General features: G+C 64.3%; 14 protein-coding genes, 1 pseudogene and 1 riboswitch. Of the genes and pseudogenes, 9 read left to right on the top strand and 6 right to left on the bottom strand.

Annotated features, from left to right (window positions below; genetic code table 11):
- Positions 1 to 10 precede the first annotated feature (10 nt).
- The 3 genes from ACR9ZN_RS25800 to ACR9ZN_RS25790 all read right to left on the bottom strand — a co-directional run bounded on the left by ACR9ZN_RS25800 (position 11) and on the right by ACR9ZN_RS25790 (position 3586).
- Positions 11 to 1177 (bottom strand): efflux RND transporter periplasmic adaptor subunit, encoded by a 1167-nt coding sequence (locus ACR9ZN_RS25800; protein ID WP_481273523.1) that lies wholly within the window; start codon positions 1175 to 1177, stop codon positions 11 to 13.
- A gap of 422 nt (positions 1178 to 1599) precedes the next feature.
- Positions 1600 to 2916: a UDP-glucose dehydrogenase family protein gene (locus ACR9ZN_RS25795; RefSeq protein ID WP_454812017.1), complete on the bottom strand. Its 1317-nt coding sequence runs from the start codon at positions 2914 to 2916 to the stop codon at positions 1600 to 1602.
- A gap of 115 nt (positions 2917 to 3031) precedes the next feature.
- On the bottom strand, positions 3032 to 3586 hold the full coding sequence (locus tag ACR9ZN_RS25790) for a histidine phosphatase family protein (RefSeq protein ID WP_481273522.1): 555 nt from the start codon (positions 3584 to 3586) through the stop codon (positions 3032 to 3034).
- 132 nt (positions 3587 to 3718) lie between these two features.
- Positions 3719 to 3864: riboswitch (cobalamin riboswitch) on the top strand.
- Positions 3865 to 3894: 30 nt separating this feature from the next.
- Between ACR9ZN_RS25790 and ACR9ZN_RS25785 the strand changes: the two genes are divergently transcribed.
- The 7 genes from ACR9ZN_RS25785 to ACR9ZN_RS25755 all read left to right on the top strand — a co-directional run bounded on the left by ACR9ZN_RS25785 (position 3895) and on the right by ACR9ZN_RS25755 (position 11789).
- The gene (locus ACR9ZN_RS25785) at positions 3895 to 4107 is read left to right on the top strand and encodes a CbtB domain-containing protein (RefSeq protein WP_481273521.1); all 213 of its coding nucleotides are present in this window, start codon (positions 3895 to 3897) and stop codon (positions 4105 to 4107) included.
- Positions 4108 to 4125: 18 nt separating this feature from the next.
- Positions 4126 to 4890: a CbtA family protein gene (locus ACR9ZN_RS25780; protein WP_481273520.1), complete on the top strand. Its 765-nt coding sequence runs from the start codon at positions 4126 to 4128 to the stop codon at positions 4888 to 4890.
- Between the two features lie 468 nt (positions 4891 to 5358).
- Positions 5359 to 5955 carry a J domain-containing protein gene (locus ACR9ZN_RS25775; RefSeq protein ID WP_434959261.1) on the top strand — a complete coding sequence of 199 codons (597 nt, stop codon included), beginning with the start codon at positions 5359 to 5361 and terminating at the stop codon, positions 5953 to 5955.
- Positions 5956 to 6248: 293 nt separating this feature from the next.
- Positions 6249 to 7235 (top strand): cobaltochelatase subunit CobS, encoded by a 987-nt coding sequence (gene cobS / locus ACR9ZN_RS25770; protein ID WP_481273519.1) that lies wholly within the window; start codon positions 6249 to 6251, stop codon positions 7233 to 7235.
- Between the two features lie 136 nt (positions 7236 to 7371).
- Positions 7372 to 9261 carry a cobaltochelatase subunit CobT gene (gene cobT, locus ACR9ZN_RS25765; protein ID WP_434959754.1) on the top strand — a complete coding sequence of 630 codons (1890 nt, stop codon included), beginning with the start codon at positions 7372 to 7374 and terminating at the stop codon, positions 9259 to 9261.
- Positions 9258 to 10433, top strand: coding sequence for a rhomboid family intramembrane serine protease (locus ACR9ZN_RS25760; RefSeq protein ID WP_481273518.1), 1176 nt, complete (start codon positions 9258 to 9260; stop codon positions 10431 to 10433). Before cobT ends, ACR9ZN_RS25760 begins: the two co-directional genes overlap by 4 nt.
- A gap of 303 nt (positions 10434 to 10736) precedes the next feature.
- A complete protein-coding gene (locus ACR9ZN_RS25755) occupies positions 10737 to 11789 on the top strand; it encodes an alpha/beta hydrolase family protein (RefSeq protein WP_481273517.1) in 1053 nt (350 codons plus the stop codon).
- A gap of 81 nt (positions 11790 to 11870) precedes the next feature.
- On the opposite strand, the gene ACR9ZN_RS25750 is transcribed toward ACR9ZN_RS25755, so the two are convergent.
- On the bottom strand, positions 11871 to 12620 hold the full coding sequence (locus tag ACR9ZN_RS25750) for an SDR family NAD(P)-dependent oxidoreductase (protein WP_434959258.1): 750 nt from the start codon (positions 12618 to 12620) through the stop codon (positions 11871 to 11873).
- A 139-nt stretch (positions 12621 to 12759) separates the two neighbouring features.
- Positions 12760 to 13053 carry an ArsR/SmtB family transcription factor gene (locus ACR9ZN_RS25745; RefSeq protein WP_434959257.1) on the bottom strand — a complete coding sequence of 98 codons (294 nt, stop codon included), beginning with the start codon at positions 13051 to 13053 and terminating at the stop codon, positions 12760 to 12762.
- Positions 13054 to 13176: 123 nt separating this feature from the next.
- Here ACR9ZN_RS25745 and ACR9ZN_RS25740 point away from each other — a divergent pair, with 123 nt between their 5' ends.
- Complete coding sequence (locus ACR9ZN_RS25740; RefSeq protein WP_454812009.1) at positions 13177 to 15714, top strand: ABC transporter permease; 2538 nt, start codon at positions 13177 to 13179, stop codon at positions 15712 to 15714.
- 175 nt (positions 15715 to 15889) lie between these two features.
- On the top strand, positions 15890 to 16666 hold the full coding sequence (locus tag ACR9ZN_RS25735) for a Bax inhibitor-1/YccA family protein (RefSeq protein ID WP_441772944.1): 777 nt from the start codon (positions 15890 to 15892) through the stop codon (positions 16664 to 16666).
- 65 nt (positions 16667 to 16731) lie between these two features.
- Here the strand turns inward: ACR9ZN_RS25735 and ACR9ZN_RS25730 are convergent.
- Positions 16732 to 18006 (bottom strand): annotated as a pseudogene (locus tag ACR9ZN_RS25730) (NAD(P)/FAD-dependent oxidoreductase).
- Positions 18007 to 18214 lie beyond the last annotated feature (208 nt).

The raw sequence follows: 18214 nt of genomic DNA, 5'->3' as shown, positions 1-18214 counted from the left end.
GCGCTCCCGATCAGTTCGGGTCGGGAACGAGCGTCTCAGGCACGTCCAGCTTGGTGGGTTGCGGCACGACCTCGCCGCCCGGGCGGGCGCGCATCTGGCCATTGATCAGCACCTGGTCCTCGGGCTTGAGGCCCGACTTGATCACGCGGAAGCTGCCGAATTTCGGGCCCAGTTCTACTGGGCGGATATTGGCGATCTTGTCGGTGCCGACCACGATGACATAGCGCCCTTGTGCCGACTGGCCCACCGCCACATCGGGCACGACCAGCGCCTCATAGGGTTCGCCGATGGTGATGCGAACGCGCCCGAACAGGCCGGAGGTGAGGAAGCCGTCGGCATTGGCGATCTTGGCGCGGGCCGTGACGGTGCCGGTCTGGGCGTCGACCTGCGGTGCGAGATAGTCGAGCGTGCCCTTGTGGGAGAAGGTCTTCTCGTCCGACAGGCCGATCTCGGCCGTCAGCGCGGGCTCGGTGCCACCTGCATCCATCTTGTGCTTGGAGGCCCGCTGATAGGCAAGGTAGCTCGCCTCGTCGAAGTCGAAGTAGAAATAGATCGGGTCGACAGCGACGATCGACACCAGCGGCGAGGTCGAGTTGGCTACCACCAGATTGCCGCGCGATACCAGCTGGCGGGCGATCCTGCCCGAGATCGGTGCGGCGATGGTGGCATAGTTGAGGTCGAGCTTGGCCGTTGCGAGGGCCGCGTTGGCCGAATTGATCGAGGCCGCCGCTTCCTGATAGGCCTGGAGGTTGGCCTGGTAGGTGGCATCGGTAACGTTGCCGGTCTTCCTCAACGCCTCGGCGCGCGCCAGATTGGCCTTGGTCAGGTCGATCCTGGTCTGCGTGATCTTCACCTGGGCGGCCGCCTGGTCGACCGCGGCCTGGAACGGGCGCGGATCGATCGAGAACAACACGTCGCCCTCCTTGACGAGGGATCCTTCCACGAAGCTGGACTTGTCGAGATAGCCGGTGACACGCGAGGTGATGTTCACCTGCGGCCAGGCCTGGAAACGACCGGTGAACTCGACCGATTCTGTGATCTTGCGACTGACCGGATTGGCCACCGTCACCGGCATGGCCGGCATTTGCTGGGCGAGCGCGGTGCCCACCCCCTCGAGGGCCGCCAAAGCCAGTACGCCGGCGGCCAGCCGACCTATTTTGCGACGCAACCTCGACATGAACATCCTCGCAAGCAAGCGCCTCAGCCAAACCGCCCGCATGGCTAATGGCCTTGTCGCGGGCACTGGAGCTGGCGTCTGAAAATCCTGCAGGATTTCCCAGCCTGCACCCATCAGGGCAGGTTCGGAGATCCTGTTCAGCGCTCGGCCGGCCGGAATCGGGGCAGAATCGCCGTGTGGGCCTTATAGTATGATAATTCTTACCGCTTTGATCCAATCAAGATCGCCGCCCTGCAACCGTGAGTTGGGACTTGATGCAAATCCGCAACAGGCCCGCCGCTTCTCGCGCCGGTACTTGACGCCGGCGGACCCACATTCCGGCCATTTACAAGCCAAGCGCATCAATCCCTTCCCGAAACGGGCGGGTTTGACCCTGTCCTGGGAGCAGCACCGGGCCTGAGCCAAGCTCGCCCGCAAAAAGGTCAGGGTGTCGTCCCCTCGCGCCCGATGCTCTCATAGCGAAAGCCGTGCCGCTTCATGTCGTCGAGCCGGTAGATGTTGCGCAGGTCGACGATCACCGGCCGCGTGAGCAGGCTTTTGACCCGTTCGAGGTCAAGCGCCCGAAACTCGTCCCATTCGGTGACGATCACGGCAACATCGGCCCCGTCGAGGCAATCATAGGCGCTGGAGCGATAATCGACATCGCTGAGGGTCTTGTGCGCCTCCTCCATCGCCTGGGGATCGTAGGCGCGCACCCGGGCGCCCTTGTCCTGCAGGGCGAGCACGATCGGGATCGAGGGGCTGTCGCGCATGTCGTCGGTGTTCGGCTTGAAGGCGAGGCCGAGCAGGGCCACCGTCTTGCCGGCGATGTTGCCGTCGAGGGCCGCGATGACGCGGCGTGCCATCGCCGCCTTGCGGGCATCGTTGACGCCGACCACCGCTTCGACGATGCGCAAGGGCACGCCATGTTCCTGGCCGGTGCGCAGCAGCGCCAGCGTATCCTTGGGAAAGCACGAGCCACCGAACCCCGGACCCGCATGCAGGAATTTGGAGCCGATGCGGTTGTCGAGGCCGATGCCGCGCGCCACTTCCTGCACATTGGCGCCGGCCTTCTCGCACAGATCGGCGATTTCGTTGATGAAGGTGACCTTGGTCGCCAGGAAGGCGTTGGCGGCATATTTGATCAGTTCGGAGGTGCGTCGGTCTGTGAACAGCAACGGCCCCTGATTGAGATGGAGCGGGCGATAGACCTCGGCCATCGCCTCCTTGGCCCGCTCTTCCTCCGTGCCGACCACGATGCGGTCCGGACGCTTGAAATCCTCGATCGCCGCGCCCTCGCGCAGGAATTCAGGGTTTGACACCACGCTGACATCGGCGTCCTGACGGACTTCGCGGATCAGCCTCTCGACTTCGTCGCCGGTGCCGACCGGTACGGTCGACTTGGTCACCACCACGGTGAAGCCTTCGACCGCCGCCGCGATCTCCCGCACCGCGCCATAGACATAGGACAGATCCGCATGCCCGTCGCCGCGGCGCGAGGGTGTGCCGACAGCCAGGAACACCACGGCGGCATCGCGGACGGCGGGCGCAAGCTCGGTGGTGAAGGACAGGCGCTTCTCACGCACATTGCGGGCCACCAGATCCTCGAGGCCCGGCTCGTAGATCGGCATGCGGCCGGCCAGCAGGCCCTCGATCTTGGCTGGATCCTTGTCGACGCAGGTGACGACATGGCCGAAATCGGCGAGGCAGGCCCCCGTCACCAGGCCGACATAACCCGTACCGATCATTGCAACGCGCATGACATCAATCCTGTTTGGACGACCAATCCGTCAGACGCGTGTCTACAAAAGGCCCGGCGACATGCCAATGACGAAAAAAGAGAGGAACTCCGTTGGAGGGCCCTGCTCAACGCCTCTATGCCCCCAACCGCAGCGACCAGCCCCGGCCGGATGGCCTGAGATCGGCTGTCGCCAACGGGGCGGCATCGATACGCCAGAAAGAACGAGCCTGGGCCCCGAGGGCGTGAACGACCGCGGCGCGCAGCACCGAAGCGTGGGTAACGGCGAGCGTATACCCCTCGAACCGCTTGCCATCGAGCCAGGCGCCGACCCGCGCAATCAGGGTTGCAACACTCTCTCCGCCATGCGGGCAGGCATCCGGATCGGTCAGCCATGCCCGGAGCGCCTCGGGTTCGGCGGCCGCTACCGCGTCCAGGGCAAGCCCTGCCCAGCGGCCATGATCGCATTCGCGCAGGGCTTCATCGACCTCAGGATCATGGCCGAGGGCCTGCGCGGTCTGGCGAGCCCTGAGCGCCGGGCTGCTCAGGATGCGGGCCGGCCTGCCGAAATGCCCTTCCAGCTTCCGCGCCGCAGCCAGCCCTCTTGCATCGAGCGCCTCATCGAGGGGAAAACCCGCTGCGCGCACCGCAGGCGTAGCCCCATGGCACAGCAGGATCAGGCGTGGTGTCATGACGGCAGTTCCCAAGACTTAGAGTGCATGATTCGACCGAACCAATCGGATCATGCTCCCTAAGTTTTTGTTTCAACGCATGGTATCGTCCAAAAAGTCGCGCAACTTATGCTCTAAGTCGCTTCCGGAATATTGACATGTTCGTGACTTGGGCTCTTATGGAAGGGCTTTGCCAAGGGTGGGAAGCCGGTGTGAATCCGGCACGGTCGCGCCACTGTGAACGGCGGCGCTTGGGCGCTGTCCGCAAGTCAGACCTCTTCCAAGGCAGCATGACTCGTAGCGGGACGCGTAATCCCAAGGAGCTTTTCATGACCACCGCAACTCTGGCACCCGTCGCCCAGCAGCCGATCACCATCCCGATCCGCGAGATCTTGCCCTGGGCGCTCTTCACCGTGCTCCTGGCCGTACTCGCCATTTATTTCGTCGGCGCCGAACAAGGTGCGACCTCGCTGATTCCCGGCGTCTACATCCACGAATTCGTGCACGACGCTCGCCATCTGCTCGGCTTCCCCTGCCACTAGGGCGCATAGGCAAACGACATGGTTAGATCGCTTTTGATCCGGGGGATGCTGATCGGCATCCTGGCCGGACTGTTGGCGTCTGGCTTCGCCTGGGTCTTCGGTGAACCACAGGTCGATGCCGCTATCGCCTATGAGGAAAGCCACGCGGTCCCCGCCGCGCCGGCACCATCCGCAACGCCGGCAACCTCCCAGCCGGCCGCAGCACATGAACATGAGGAAGACCCGGTCAGCCGGCCGGTGCAGTCCAGCTATGGCCTCATGACCGGCATGGTCGTCTATGGCGCAGCCCTCGGCGGCATCTTCGCTTTGGTCTTCGCCTTCGCGCAGGGACGGATCGGCACGCTCAGCCCGCGCGCGACAGCAGGGGTGATCGCGCTCGTCGGTTTTGCCGCCATCATGCTGGTACCGCAGATCAAATATCCGGCGACGCCGCCGGCCGTTGGCAATCCCGACACGATCGGCCTGCGGACCGCCTTCTATTTCGGCACGATCCTGCTCTCCCTGGTGACGATGGCGGCCGCCCTGGGCACGGCGAACCGTCTCGCCGCCAGCCTCGGCCGCTGGAACGCCAACCTGGTGGGGGCGGCCGCCTATCTGGTGGTAATGGTGGTCGCCATGCAGATCCTGCCGGCCGTCAACGACATCCCGGCGGATTTCTCGGCCACGGTGCTATGGAAGTTCCGCGTTGCCTCGCTCGGCATCCATGCCGTGCTATGGGCAACGCTCGGGATCGCCTTCGGCGTTGCAGCACAGAAGTTGCTGCAAACCTCCGCCAGCCGCTGAAAAAGGCCAACCGCCCGCGTCAAACGTCGCATTTTTACAACACTAGCCCGGTTTTGGACCTGTTTTCAAAATTTCTTTCATTTCGCACTTGCGAAATGAATGCATCAGGATCACTTTAGGCACGTGGTGGATGCGCGTTTGCGCTCCCCCACTGCCCTCCTTGGGCGTTTCCTCCCTAAGACTTGGGCCGCCATTCGGCGGCCTCTTTCTTTTTCGGGTCAGCAGACCCCATATTTCAAAATCTGCAGCGGCATTCCGCCTCAATTAACCCCAGAGCAAAGCGCGTTCAGGTATGAACGCTTGTTTGCTCTCACTGTTTGGTTCCAAGCCAGTCCTTTGGATTGGCTGGAGCGTCCTTGCGATTTGACATGCTTCACTCAAATTACAAAACGCTCTTGCGTCCAAGCTCATGCTTGCCCATTTGTGTTCACCCTCGCATAGTGTGTCATTATGGATCTGGACTCGCCCTTGTTTGATCGCATCCGGGTGCGCCCAAGGGCCGAAGAGGTCCAGCCGGCGAGCGTACAGCTATGCGAACATGCCGGCTGCCGAAACGCCGGTGAATTTCGCGCGCCCAAGGGGCGCAACCGCGAAGGCCAGTTCTGGCATTTCTGCCTGGGGCACGTTCGCGAATACAACAAGACCTACAATTATTTCGCAGGCCTGCCGGACGACTCGGTGAGCGCCTATCAGCGCGATGCCGCCACAGGCCATCGCCCGACCTGGACGATGGGCGTCAATCCCTGGGCCAAGAAGCGCGGCGAAGGGCCGCAACCTGGCCCGGAGATCCATGACGGCTTCGGCTTCTTCGAGGGCGAGCACGGCTTCGGACGCACGCAGAGTGCGCCGGAACCGGAAAGGCGACGCCTGAAATTGCTGGAACGCAAGGCCCTCGAGGCGCTCGATCTGCCGGAAACGGCCAGCGGCCCCGAGATCAAGGCACGCTACAAAACATTGGTCAAACGCCTCCATCCCGATGCCAATGGCGGGGACAGATCCAGCGAAGATAAATTGCGCGGGATCATCCAGGCCTATAATACGCTGCGTAGCGCTGGGCTCTGCTGAGCGCCCGCACCACCGGCGAGGCTTCCAGGTTTGGAGCGCGTTCCAATCCCGGGGATCCCGCCCGACCTAGAGCAAAGCGCGTTTAGACGGAAACGCCTTTTTGCTCTAACTCTTTGGTTCGACGCGTCTTTGCGATTCTTGGTGATTCCACCAAATCACAAAACGCTATGGAGACGACGCGGAATTTTCCATGCCCGCCTGGCGAGACTGGGAAATTCGGTGGGGCCAGTACCGCCGGCCCGCTGGAACTGATTGTCGGCTGCGCCGTCCTGGCGCCAGCCAAGGAAGGCATAATGACTGACGCAACGACACCGGCCAATCTGCCGGACATCATGGTTTCGGCCAAAAAGCTGTTTGGTTTCGACACGGATCTCGAAGTACCGGCCTATTCCCAGTCCTCCGACCACGTTCCGGACCTCGATATCGATTATCTTTTCGACAAGCCGACGACCCTGGCGATCCTGGCGGGCTTTGCCCATAATCGCCGCGTGATGGTGACGGGCTATCACGGCACCGGCAAGTCGACCCATATCGAGCAGGTCGCCGCCCGGCTCAATTGGCCTTGCGTTCGCATCAACCTCGACAGCCACGTCTCGCGTATCGACCTCGTCGGCAAGGACGCCATCGTTCTCAAAGACGGCAAGCAGGTCACCGAATTCCGCGACGGCATGTTGCCCTGGGCCCTGCAGAACAACATCGCCCTGGTGTTCGACGAATATGATGCCGGCCGCCCCGACGTGATGTTCGTGATCCAGCGCGTGCTGGAAATCTCCGGCAAGCTCACTTTGCTCGACCAGAAGCGCGTGATTCGCCCTCATCCAGCCTTCCGCCTGTTCGCCACCACCAATACGGTGGGCCTCGGCGATACGTCCGGTCTCTATCACGGCACCCAGCAGATCAACCAGGGCCAGATGGACCGCTGGTCGATCGTCACCACGCTGAACTATCTGCCGCATGACAAGGAAGTCGACATCGTGCTGGCCAAGGCCAAGCACTACCAGAAGAGCCCGAACGGCCGCGACATCGTCAACAAGATGGTGCGTGTGGCCGATCTCACCCGCAATGCCTTCATGAATGGAGACCTCTCCACCGTGATGTCGCCGCGTACGGTGCTGACCTGGGCCGAGAACGCCAATATCTTCCACGATATCGGCTTTGCCTTCCGCGTCACCTTCCTCAACAAGTGCGACGAGCTCGAACGCAGCCTCGTAGCCGAGTTCTACCAGCGCGCTTTCGGCGCGGAGCTGGCCGAGAGCTCGGTGAACGTCGCGCTGACGTAACATCGGGTGTGCCGGTCTACCCAGCCCCATCAAGTGATGGAGTTGGACCGGCATTGCAGCGGCGCGGGCAAGAAATGCCGGTCTGAAGACCGGCACACCAACAGCGCTGACGCCCGCGCTCCCAGGATCGACAGGGATCATGACGACAAACCGCAAGCCCGGCGAAAAGCCCAAGGATGTTCCCAACGACGCATTCAAGCGTTCGGTGGCCGGAGCCCTGCGCGCCATAGCCCGCAAGCCGGATCTCGAAGTGACCTTCGCTTCGGAAAAGCCGATGCTGATGGCGGACAAGGCGCGCCTTGCCGAGCCGCCGCGCAAGCTCGACGCCCATGTCGCGGCCATCGTGCGCGGCCAGGCCGATGCGATGGCCCTGCGGCTCGCCTGTCACGATCCGGCCGTCCATCGCCGGCATGCTCCCCAGAACGAGCAGGCGCGCAGCGTGTTCGATGCGGTCGAGCAGGCCCGTTGCGAGGCGATCGGCTCGCGCCGCATGACGGGCGTGGCCAACAACCTCACCGCCATGCTGGAGGACCGCTATTTCCGCGGCGGCAAATATGAGGACATCCGCGCCCGCGAGGAGGCTCCGGTCGAGGATGCCCTCGCTTTGATGGTGCGCGAGAAGCTGACCGGCCTCGCTCCGCCGGAGCCGGCCCGCAAGCTGGTGGATCTGTGGCGCCCGCTCATCGAGGAAAAGGCCGGCAAGGATCTGGCGCGCCTCGACAGCGTGATCGAGAACCAGCGCGCCTTCGCCCGCGCCATGAACGACCTCCTGACCCATATGGGCCTGTCCGAAGAGGCGCAGGCCGACACGGATGACTCCGACGATCGCGACAATGACGCCGAGAGCGAGCAGGAGGGCGAGAACCAGGAGAACCAGGGCGAGGTCCAGGACGATTCCGACTCCATGAAGCTCGAGGAAACCGAGACCGAGGACGAGGATTCCCAGGACGGCGAGACGCAGGATGCCGAGTCGCCCTCCTCCGACATGCCCGACGACACCGAGACCGGCGACGCCGAAGAGGCTGCCCAGCCCTGGCGGCCGCCCGAGCATCGCGACAACGAGCGGCGGGCCAGCGACTATCGCGCCTTCACCACCCGTTTCGACGAGATCGTCGAGGCGCCCGATCTGTGCGACCCCGAGGAGCTCGATCGCCTGCGCGCCTATCTCGACAAGCAGCTTTCCAGCCTGTCGGGCGTGGTGGCACGCCTGGCCAACCGGCTGCAACGCCGCCTGATGGCCCAGCAGAATCGCTCCTGGGATTTCGATCTCGAGGAAGGCATGCTCGACCCGGCGCGACTGTCGCGCGTCATCATCGATCCGACCTCCGCCCTCTCCTTCATGCACGAGCGCGACACCGATTTCCGCGACACGGTGGTCTCGCTGCTGATCGACAATTCCGGCTCGATGCGCGGACGCCCGATCACGGTGGCGGCGACCTGTGCTGACATCCTCGCGCGCACGCTGGAGCGCTGCGGCGTGCGCGTGGAGATTCTCGGCTTCACCACCAGGGCCTGGAAGGGCGGGCAGTCCCGCGAGAGCTGGCTGCAAGCAGGCAAGCCGGCCTCCCCGGGCCGTCTCAACGATCTCCGGCACATCGTCTACAAATCGGCCGATGCGCCCTGGCGCCGCGCCCGCAAGAATCTCGGCCTGATGATGCGCGAGGGCCTGCTCAAGGAGAACATCGACGGTGAGGCGCTCGCCTGGGCCCATCAGCGCCTGCTCGGGCGCTTCGAAAGCCGGCGCATCCTGATGGTGATCTCAGACGGCGCCCCGGTCGACGATTCCACCTTGTCGGTCAACACCGGCAACTATCTGGAGCGCCATTTGCGCTGGGTGATCGAGGATATCGAGACCCGCTCGCCGGTGGAGCTGATCGCCATCGGCATCGGCCATGACGTCACGCGCTACTACAAGCGCGCCGTTACCATCGTCGACGCCGAGGAGCTCGGCGGCGTCATGACCGACAAGCTCGCCGAACTCTTCGAGGAGACCGGGTCGTCGGGCTCGCGCCGAGCGGCGGCGTGAGCTCCGGACAGCAATCCCTCTGGCATCGGGCCCTGTTCGGGCCGATGCCCCTGGCCTATCTCTTGGGCGCGATCTGCGGCGGGCTCTATCTCGTTGCGGTGCTGGCGACGGCCTGGTTCGCGGGCTCGCCCGAAAATCTGGGGCGGATACTCTGGCAGCCATCCCAGGAGATCCTCTACACGCTCGGCACCGGCGGCCAAGTCCCCTTCATGCAGGGGCGACTATGGACACTGTTCACCGCGCCCTACCTGCATGCCAGCCTGCCCCATCTGGCGCTGAACCTGTTCTCGCTGCTGCAGGTCATGCCGATGGTGGAGCGGAGCTATGGGCGGCTGCAGGCCTTCGTGATCTATGCCATCGGTGGAATTGCCGGAGCAGCCGCCTCGGTGCTGTGGGGCGAACCCTCTTCCCTCGGTGCTTCCGGGGCCGTGTTCGGCCTGCTCGGTGCCATCCTATTCTATGGCGCCCGACGCGGCGACGCCTTCGGCCGGGCCCTGATGACCAACGCCGCCTTCTGGGCGGCCCTCAATTTCCTCTATGGGCTGCTCAATCCCGGTATCAGTAATGCCGGCCATTTCGGCGGCTTTCTCGGCGGCCTGGCTGCGGCCATGCTCATCACCCGGCGCATCGGTCCCTTCCAGGAGCCTCGTCGCCTTGCCTTTACGCTGGCGAGCCTCGCTTTCCTGTCTCTGACCTTCGGGCTCGGCAACACAGCCTCGCTGGCCTGGCAATTCGGTACCGATCGCCAGGGGCTGACAACGCGTCGCCTCGACGATCTGCAGGATCGGGCCAACCAGGCGCTCGCCGCTGACCCAAGCAATTTGGATGCCCTTCTCCTGCGTGCCAGTATCCTCGCCCAGCGCGACGACTATGTCGCCGCATTGCGCGATGTCGATATCGCCATCAAGGGCGGGCGCGACAACGCCGCGGTACGGAATCTGAGGGCCTGGTCCCTGTTCAAGCTCGGGCGCGCCGAAGAAGGCCTGCCGGATGCCGATGCCGCTCTCAAGGCCGAACCGAATGACGCCGCCATTCTCGACACCCGCGCCCATATCTACGAAGCCCTGGGCCGGCGCGAAGAGGCGATCGCCGACTATAGGGCCGCCTTGAGCCAGGATCCGACGATAGCCGAAAGCCAGTCCGGCCTGAGACGGCTGACCAGCGAGGATTGAGGGCTCCTCGGCGCCGGGATATGACAATAGCCGCGCATTTTCTCAAACGTCTCATCCTCTAAGCGCTCTTGATCTCGCTGACGGTGGTTAGCGCACGCCGCAAGACCCCCGCATCCCTGAAGAAGGCGGTCCCCTGCGCCGCATCGACCAAGGCGTTCCCGCCAGTAAGTTGGCCCGGCCGCGTTTCCTGAAACGCATTCCGGGCGTAGCTGAACGCGATCGAGGTCGCGCTTGGCGGCGAAACATGCCCCTACCCGTATCTCGATGCATTTGCAGGCATGCGACCACGGGGCCAGAATTTCGATGAAGGCATGGATCATGGTTTGGGCTGTCGCCCTTTGCGCCACGATGATGGCGCAGCAGGCGCCGGCCGCCGATGGCGGTGCCGGCGTCCGCTGGATTGCCGCTCCTTCCAGGGAGCGCGGCACCGATCTCGAGGTAACGGTATGGTATCCTGCGCAGCCTGGCGGTGAGCCTGTCGTGGTCGGTGACGGCGTGTTCTTCACGGGAACGCCCGCACGGCGCAACGCCCCCATCGTGCCGGGGAAGTTTCCGCTGATACTGCTCTCCCATGGGGCCGGCCTGGCCGGCAATGCCCAAGCCCTGAGCTGGATTGCGGCCCCTTTGGCGGAGCAAGGCTTCGTGGTGGCGGCTCCCACCCATCCCGGCAATACCGGGGCGAACAGATCCGCCGCGGAGACGATGAAACTCTGGCTCAGGCCCGCCGATATCAGCGACAGCCTGGATGCGATGGAGGCGGAGCCCTTCTTCAAGGATCATTTGAACACCGACACCATCGGCGTTCTCGGCCTCTCCATGGGCGGCAATACGGCGCTGGCCCTGGCCGGCGCCCGTATCGATCCCAAGCTCCTGGCTGCTTATTGCGACACCGATCGGCTGAATCCGTCCCTCTGCGATTGGGTCCGGCAAAGCGGCGTCGACCTTCACGCCCTGGATCTGCAACCGGCTGGCCGGAATGGTCGGGACAGGCGCATCCGCTTTGCCATGGCGATCGACCCGGCTCCTATCGATGTCTTCGACTTCGCAAGTTTTTCGAGCATCGACATCCCGGTTGCCCTCGTCAATCTCGGCCGGGCCGAAAGCATTCCGCTGACGGCACAGGCCGCAGGGGTCGCAAAAGCCATCCCCGTCTCGACCTATGCGACGATCGCGGATGCCAGCCACTACAGCATGTTCGCGCTGTGCAAGCCGGGCGCGGCACAGATCGCCGAGGCGGAGAATGTGGGGGATCCGATTTGCTCGGACGGCGGGGGCCGGTCACGACAGGCTGTCCACGCCGACTTGATCGAAAGGATGGTGGCCGGATTCAGCCGGGCATTGCGAACCGCCCCCTAGAGCACCGGTCCCGATCACGGAATTGGATGCATCGAGGGCGGAACACTCTAGCCGGCGTTCCGCCCTTCCCTGTCTCGATGCTTATCGGACACCGCCGGAGACGGCCAGCACCTCACCGGTCAGCCAGCCGGATTCGCCCGAGGCCAGGAAGACCGCGACAGGCGCGATGTCGCCGGGCTGGCCGATGCGTCCCAGCGGCGTCTGGGCCACGGTCTGGTTCTCCAGATCGCCGCCGATGAAGCCGGCGGCATGCACGCCCTCCGTCTCCACCATGCCAGGGTTGATCGAATTCACCCTGATCTTCTTGGGGCCGAGTTCCTTGGCCAGCACCCGCGTGATCGAGGTCACCGCCCCCTTGGTGGCGGTGTAGACCGACGTGGCCGGGAAATTGACGTCGGTCGCAACCGAGCCGATATTGATGATGCTGCCGCCTTCGGGGCCGAAATGCTTCTCGGCCTCCTGGCTGGCGAGCAGCAGCCCAAGCACATTGGTGTTGAACTGGCGATGGAACTCGGCTTCCGTCACCTCTTCAAGCGGTGCAAAAGCGTAGACACCGGCATTGTTCACCAGCACGTCGAGCTGGCCATAGGCCTGCCTGGCCTCCGCGAAGATCTTCTTCACCTCCTCCGCCTTGGAGACGTCGCCCTTGACGGCGATCGCCTTGCCGCCCTTGGCGGTGATCTCGGCGACGACCTTCTCGGCTCCGTCCCGGCTCGAGGCATAGTTCACCACGACGGCGGCGCCCTCGGCCGCCAGGCTCTTTGCGATACCCGCGCCGATACCCTTCGAGGCACCGGTCACCACGGCCACCTTACCTGCCAATCTGCTCATTGAATGTCTCTTGGTTCGAATGACGATGTTTCGATATTTAGATAATCATCGAAACGAAACAAGATCGAGGGGATGGGAAATTCTGCTGGACGATTGCCACGGGTCCCTTTCGGTCATCGATGGGCAGGCGTCCGCAGGCTTAAAGGCTGGCCAGCTCGCGCAAATAGGCATCCAGCATCTCGCGCTTGAGCACGAGAGTGGCGAATTTGCCCTCGCGCACGATCTCGATGAGACCGGCGTTCTCGAGTTCCTTCATGTGATGGGAGAAGGTCGCCGGCGTGATCTCATGCTTCTGCAGCATGCAGGCGCAGGCCATCGAGCCGCCCTGCCCGGCGATTTCCTTGAGCATCTGAAAGCGGCGCGGCTCGGCCAGCGCCCTGGCGATCAGGGTGCATTGGCGCTCCGTCAGCGCGACTGGCGCGGTCATGGTCATGATGAAGCCTATATCATGCCTGCCACGACCTCGCGCAATATCACGGTACGCACGGCTTGCGGTAAACGGAGCGCGCCCCCACTTTGCCTTGATTCGGCCTTGTCCTTCCGCTCAACATCACCGATGTCCCTGTCTTCGCTTCCCCTTCCCCTGCGCTTTGCCCTGCGTGAATTGCGCGCCGGTATCCGCGGTTTCGGTATCTTCCTGGCCTGCCTCGCCCTCGGCGTCATGGCGATCGCCGGGGTCGACGCCATCTCCAGCGCCCTGTCAGACGGGCTGCGCAGCCAGGGCCGGGTGATCAATGGCGGAGACATCGAGTTCACCCTGGTGGGCCGCGAAGCCAGTCCCGAGGAACTCGCCTTCATCGGTCAGCAGGGCCGCCTCTCGATCGCGGCGAGTACGCGGGCCATGGCGCGGACGCCGGACGGACAAACCGCCCTGGTCGAGATCAAGGCGGTCGACCAGGCCTATCCCCTGCTCGGCGCGGTCGAGTTCGGCCAGGGCAAGGCGCTGTCATCAACCATCGGAGGCCAGGGCAGCCGGGTCGAGGCAGCCGCGGACGCCGCTTTGTTCGCCCGGCTCGGCCTGCAGCCGGGCGCCGGCGTCACCGTCGGCGATCTGAGCGTCACCCTGGCCGATCGCCTCATCGGCGAGCCAGACAAGATCGCCGGCGGCATTTCCTTCGGGCCACGGCTGATGATCACCCTGGATGCCCTGCGTGAAAGCGGCCTGATCCAGCCGGGATCGCTGATCCGCTGGCGCTATCGCCTTGTCCTGCCCCCGAATGTCTCGCCGGATGCCATCAGGCAGAAGGCCAATGAAGCCTTTCCCCAGGCCGGATGGGAGGTGAGAACCCGTGACGACGCCTCACCGGAACTCCGCCGCGGCATCGAGCGCTTCACCATGTTTATCACCCTCGTCGGGCTGACGGCCCTGCTGGTGGGCGGCGTCGGCGTCGCCAACGCGGTGCGGGCCTTCGTCGAGCGCCAGCGTGACAGCATCGCCACGCTGAAGACGCTGGGAGCCGGCGCCAATCTGGTCACCGGCATCTACCTCACCCAGACCTTGCTCCTGGCCGCCCTCGGCATCGTCATCGGCCTTGCCGCCGGCGCCGCCCTGCCCTTCATCCTGGCCTATGGCTTTGCCGACTATCTGCCACTGCCGATCACGCCGGTGCTCAACCCGGCGGGACTGGCGCTCGCTGCCCTCTATGGCCTGCTCACCGCCCTCGCCTTCTCGCTGCTGCCGCTGGGACGGGCCAGAGACATCTCCGTATCAGCGCTGTTCCGCGATGCCATCGCCCCGACACGGCGCTGGCCCGCCCCGACTGTGCTGATCCCGGCCGGGCTGGCCGTCGCAGCCCTGATCGCCCTGGCCGTATTCTTCGCTGCCGACCGCAGGGTCGCCCTGGTCTATGTCGGCTCCGCGCTCGGCGCCTTCATCCTGCTGCGCGTGGTGGCGAGCCTCCTGATGGCTTTGGCCCGCCGGCTGCCCCGTCCGCACAACACGCCGCTGCGCCTGGCTGTCACCAACATCCACCGCCCCGGTGCAGCCACGCCTTCCGTGGTGCTGTCGCTCGGCCTGGGCCTGTGCCTGCTGGTGGCGCTGACCCTGGTCGACGGCAATATCCGCCACCAGCTCTCCGCCGCCATTCCAGACAAGGCGCCGAGCTTCTTCTTCGTCGACATCCGCCGCACCGATGCGCCCCGCTTCGACGCCTTCCTCAAGCAGGCCGCTCCGCAGGCGACCAGCGAGCGCGTTCCCATGCTGCGCGGGCGTATCGTCAGCGTGAAGGACGTGCCGGCGGAGAAGATCAAGCCGCCGCCGAACATCGCCTGGGTACTGAGCGGCGATCGCGGCGTCACCTTCACCGATGCGGTGCCTCCAGGCTCACGCGTGGTCGAGGGGCAATGGTGGGGTCCCGATTATACCGGTCCGCCCTTGGTCTCCCTGGAGCAGGAGGTCGCGCACGGCCTCGGCCTCGGCGTCGGGGATCCCATCACCGTCAATGTGCTCGGCCGCAACATCACCGCCAAGGTCGGGGCGCTGCGCAAGCTGGAATGGCAGAATTTCGGCATCAATTTCGTGCTGGTCTATTCGCCGAACACCTTCAAGGGCGCACCGGTGACGGATATCGCCACCTTGACCTTCCCCCATGGGGCGGGTGATGCCGTCGAGCTCGGCCTGCTCAAGCAAGTCGCCGATGCCTTCCCGATGGTGACGGCCGTGCGTATCAAGGACGCGCTGCAGAGCTTCGCCGATCTCGCCGGCCAGCTCGCCATGGCGATCCGGGCCGCCGCCGCCATCGCCCTGGTCGCCTCGATCCTGGTGCTGGCCGGGGCTCTGGCCGCTGGGCAGAGCAGCCGGCTCTACGATGCCGTCATCCTCAAGGTGCTCGGCGCCACGCGCGGGCGCATCCTGTTCGCCTTCATTCTCGAATATGGCCTGCTGGGCCTCGCCACCGCCCTGTTCGGCGTGGTTGCCGGCACGGCTTGCGCCTGGCTGATCGTCACCTATCTGATGAATTTCAGCTTCACCTTCCTGGCCGGACCGGCCTTCGGCGCCGCTTTCGGGGCCCTGGCGCTGACCATCCTGTTCGGACTGGCCGGCACCTGGCGCATCCTGCGCCAGAAACCGGCCTCGCACCTGCGCAGCCTCTAGGCTGGAACGGCAGGTGTTTGGAAAAGCAGGCGTTGAGGCTGAAGTTCAGGGAGCGAAGGTCGATCGCCCCAGGGCTGCATGCCGGCAACATTGCAAGCAATTCACTTAACTGTTTCAATCGGAAGCACTACATAGATGGTAGCTTCTGCGGCAAGTGCCGCTTTTGGAGAGACACATGGCTTTCAATGATCCTCGTTTCTCGGCCGGCACCGTCTCCGACGTCCGCGCCGGAGCACCGGCGATCGATCAGGGCCTGCGCGCGTTCATGCTCGCGGTCTACAACCACATGACCCTCGGCGTGGCCATCACCGGCCTGGTGGCGCTCGGCGCCTACATGGCTTCGGGGATCGTGGTCAACGAGGCGGGCAAGATCGTCGAGCTGAACTCGTTCGGGATGTTCCTGTTCAACTCCCCCTTCAAGTGGGTGGTCGCGTTTGCTCCCCTTGGCATGGTGTTCTGGATGAACATGGGAACGGAAGGTCGCTCGGTTCAGACCACGCGCGTTCTGTTCTATGTCTTCTCGGCACTGATGGGTCTGTCGCTGTCGACGATCTTCCTCGTCTACACGCATGGCTCGATCGCCCGCGTCTTCTTCATCTCGGCTGCCAGCTTCGGTGCCCTGAGCCTCTACGGCTACACCACCAAGCGTAATTTGTCGGCCTTCGGCGCCTTCCTGATGATGGGCCTGATCGGCCTGCTGCTCGCCAGCCTGGTCAACCTGTTCTTCCCCTCGGGCATGCTGACCTTCGCGATCAGTGTCGCCGGCGTCGGCATCTTCGCAGGCCTGACTGCCTACGACACCCAGATGCTGAAGTCGCTCTATGTGGACAACGCGCACAGCTTCAGCCGTGACGAGGGCGAGAAGCTCGCCGTCCATGGCGCGCTGACGCTCTATCTCGACTTCATCAACCTCTTCATCATGCTGCTGCGCCTGCTCGGCGACCGCCGCTGATCCCGGAAGAGTTTGGTACCGATTGCGCCGGCCGGGGTCCTCCCCGGCCGGTTTTGTTTTGGCGATCAGAACCGTTGATCGGCCAGATGTGCTGCCGCCGCCCCGAACTCGAGGCCGGCTTCCCGCCATCGCCTGAACCGCCGTCTTTCCGGTTGGCCGATCGGTAGTGGCAGATCCGCTTCACCGACCGCGCCGGCGATGAAATCGGCCGCCAGCATGCCGAAGGCCGTAGCGGGTGCGATGCCACGACCATTATAGCCGCCGATCGCCAGCATGTTCTCGCCGAGCCATTCGATTCGGGGCAAATGGTCCCCTGTCATGCCGATGACGCCCTGCCAGGCCGTCTCCAGCTGGAGAGGCCCGATGTGAGGGAAGACTTTCGCCAGCATCCGCCTCGCCCAAGCCCGATGAATCGGGCCCCCTGGGCCCCTCAGCGCCCCGACCGAGCCCATGATCAGCCGTCCCTCCCGGTCGAGCCGGATGGCGGAGATCAGCCTGCGCGTATCGATCAGGGCCTGTTGCGAGGGCAGTATCGTCCGTCTCTGCTCCGAGCCCAGCGGCACCGTCGCGACATTGAAGAAAGGCAGGCGGAGCTGAGCCTCGCGCTGCGGCGCCTAGGCGCCGATGCTGTAGCTTTCGCCGGCCACCAGTACCCATGATGCGGATACCGAGCCCCGGTCGGTGGCGATACACCAGGCCCGGTCGCGGCGCACCAGCCGCCGCGCAGCACTGGCGGTGAAAATGCGGGCGCCGGCATGGGAGGCGGCGGTGGCCAGCCCCCTCGCATAGGACAGGGGCTGGATGGTTCCGGCCCGTCGGTCTTCCAACGCGCCAGCGAAGCACGGACTGCCCGTGCGGGCTACCGTTTCCAGGGCTGCCAGGCGGTTGATCGTGATGCCGCGAACCGCCCATTGCCGTGCGCGCTCCTCGATCTCGGCCAGGCCTGCGGCTCCGACGGCACAATGCAGCGTGCCGTTGCGCTCGGCCTCGCAGGCGATGCCATGCCGCGCGATCAGATCGAAGACACGGGCCGGAGCTTGTCCCAGGCAGTCGATCAGGCGCTCGCCGTGACTGGGACCGAGACGCCGGACGATCTCGTCTGGCATGACCCATAGCCCCGCATTCACCAGGCCCGAATTCCGCCCGGCTCCTCCGAACCCGATCTGTTCGGCCTCGATCAGGACGACATCCACGCCGATCTCGGCCAATCGCAATGCAGCCGATAGGCCGCCATAGCCGCCGCCGATGATCGCGACCTCCGCCTTCACCGCGTTGGACAGCGAAGGGAACGGGCGGATGGGCGCAGCCGTCGTCTTCCATAGCCCATGCGTATCGGCCATGCAGGTACTCCATCCGGTTCGAAAACGAGATTTGAGGTCTTACTTGTTCGGATGGCTCCACGCGTCAGTTCAATTCAAAATGGGTTGACTTTCGTTGAAATACACCATCAAGACGTTCGATCTTTATTCAAGACCGGAGCCATTCCTAGTCATGGATTTTCAAGGATCCATTCCGTTTCAGAATACGAGTGTTGCACCCTCACCCGCC

The organism is Labrys sp. HAY1-8F, assembly GCF_056754975.1.
This window is presented reverse-complemented; position numbering and strand designations above follow the sequence as displayed.

Bases quoted from the DNA above. Each gene is read 5' to 3' on its own strand.
- cobS (WP_481273519.1), top strand. From the start codon at position 6,249: ATGACTGACGCAACGACACCGGCCAATCTGCCGGACATCATGGTTTCG.
- ACR9ZN_RS25745 (WP_434959257.1), bottom strand. From the start codon at position 13,053: ATGACCATGACCGCGCCAGTCGCGCTGACGGAGCGCCAATGCACCCTG.
- ACR9ZN_RS25790 (WP_481273522.1), bottom strand. From the start codon at position 3,586: ATGACACCACGCCTGATCCTGCTGTGCCATGGGGCTACGCCTGCGGTG.
- ACR9ZN_RS25740 (WP_454812009.1), top strand. From the start codon at position 13,177: ATGTCCCTGTCTTCGCTTCCCCTTCCCCTGCGCTTTGCCCTGCGTGAA.
- ACR9ZN_RS25755 (WP_481273517.1), top strand. From the start codon at position 10,737: ATGAAGGCATGGATCATGGTTTGGGCTGTCGCCCTTTGCGCCACGATG.
- ACR9ZN_RS25785 (WP_481273521.1), top strand. From the start codon at position 3,895: ATGACCACCGCAACTCTGGCACCCGTCGCCCAGCAGCCGATCACCATC.
- ACR9ZN_RS25795 (WP_454812017.1), bottom strand. From the start codon at position 2,916: ATGCGCGTTGCAATGATCGGTACGGGTTATGTCGGCCTGGTGACGGGG.
- ACR9ZN_RS25780 (WP_481273520.1), top strand. From the start codon at position 4,126: ATGGTTAGATCGCTTTTGATCCGGGGGATGCTGATCGGCATCCTGGCC.
- ACR9ZN_RS25750 (WP_434959258.1), bottom strand. From the start codon at position 12,620: ATGAGCAGATTGGCAGGTAAGGTGGCCGTGGTGACCGGTGCCTCGAAG.
- ACR9ZN_RS25800 (WP_481273523.1), bottom strand. From the start codon at position 1,177: ATGTCGAGGTTGCGTCGCAAAATAGGTCGGCTGGCCGCCGGCGTACTG.
- ACR9ZN_RS25735 (WP_441772944.1), top strand. From the start codon at position 15,890: ATGGCTTTCAATGATCCTCGTTTCTCGGCCGGCACCGTCTCCGACGTC.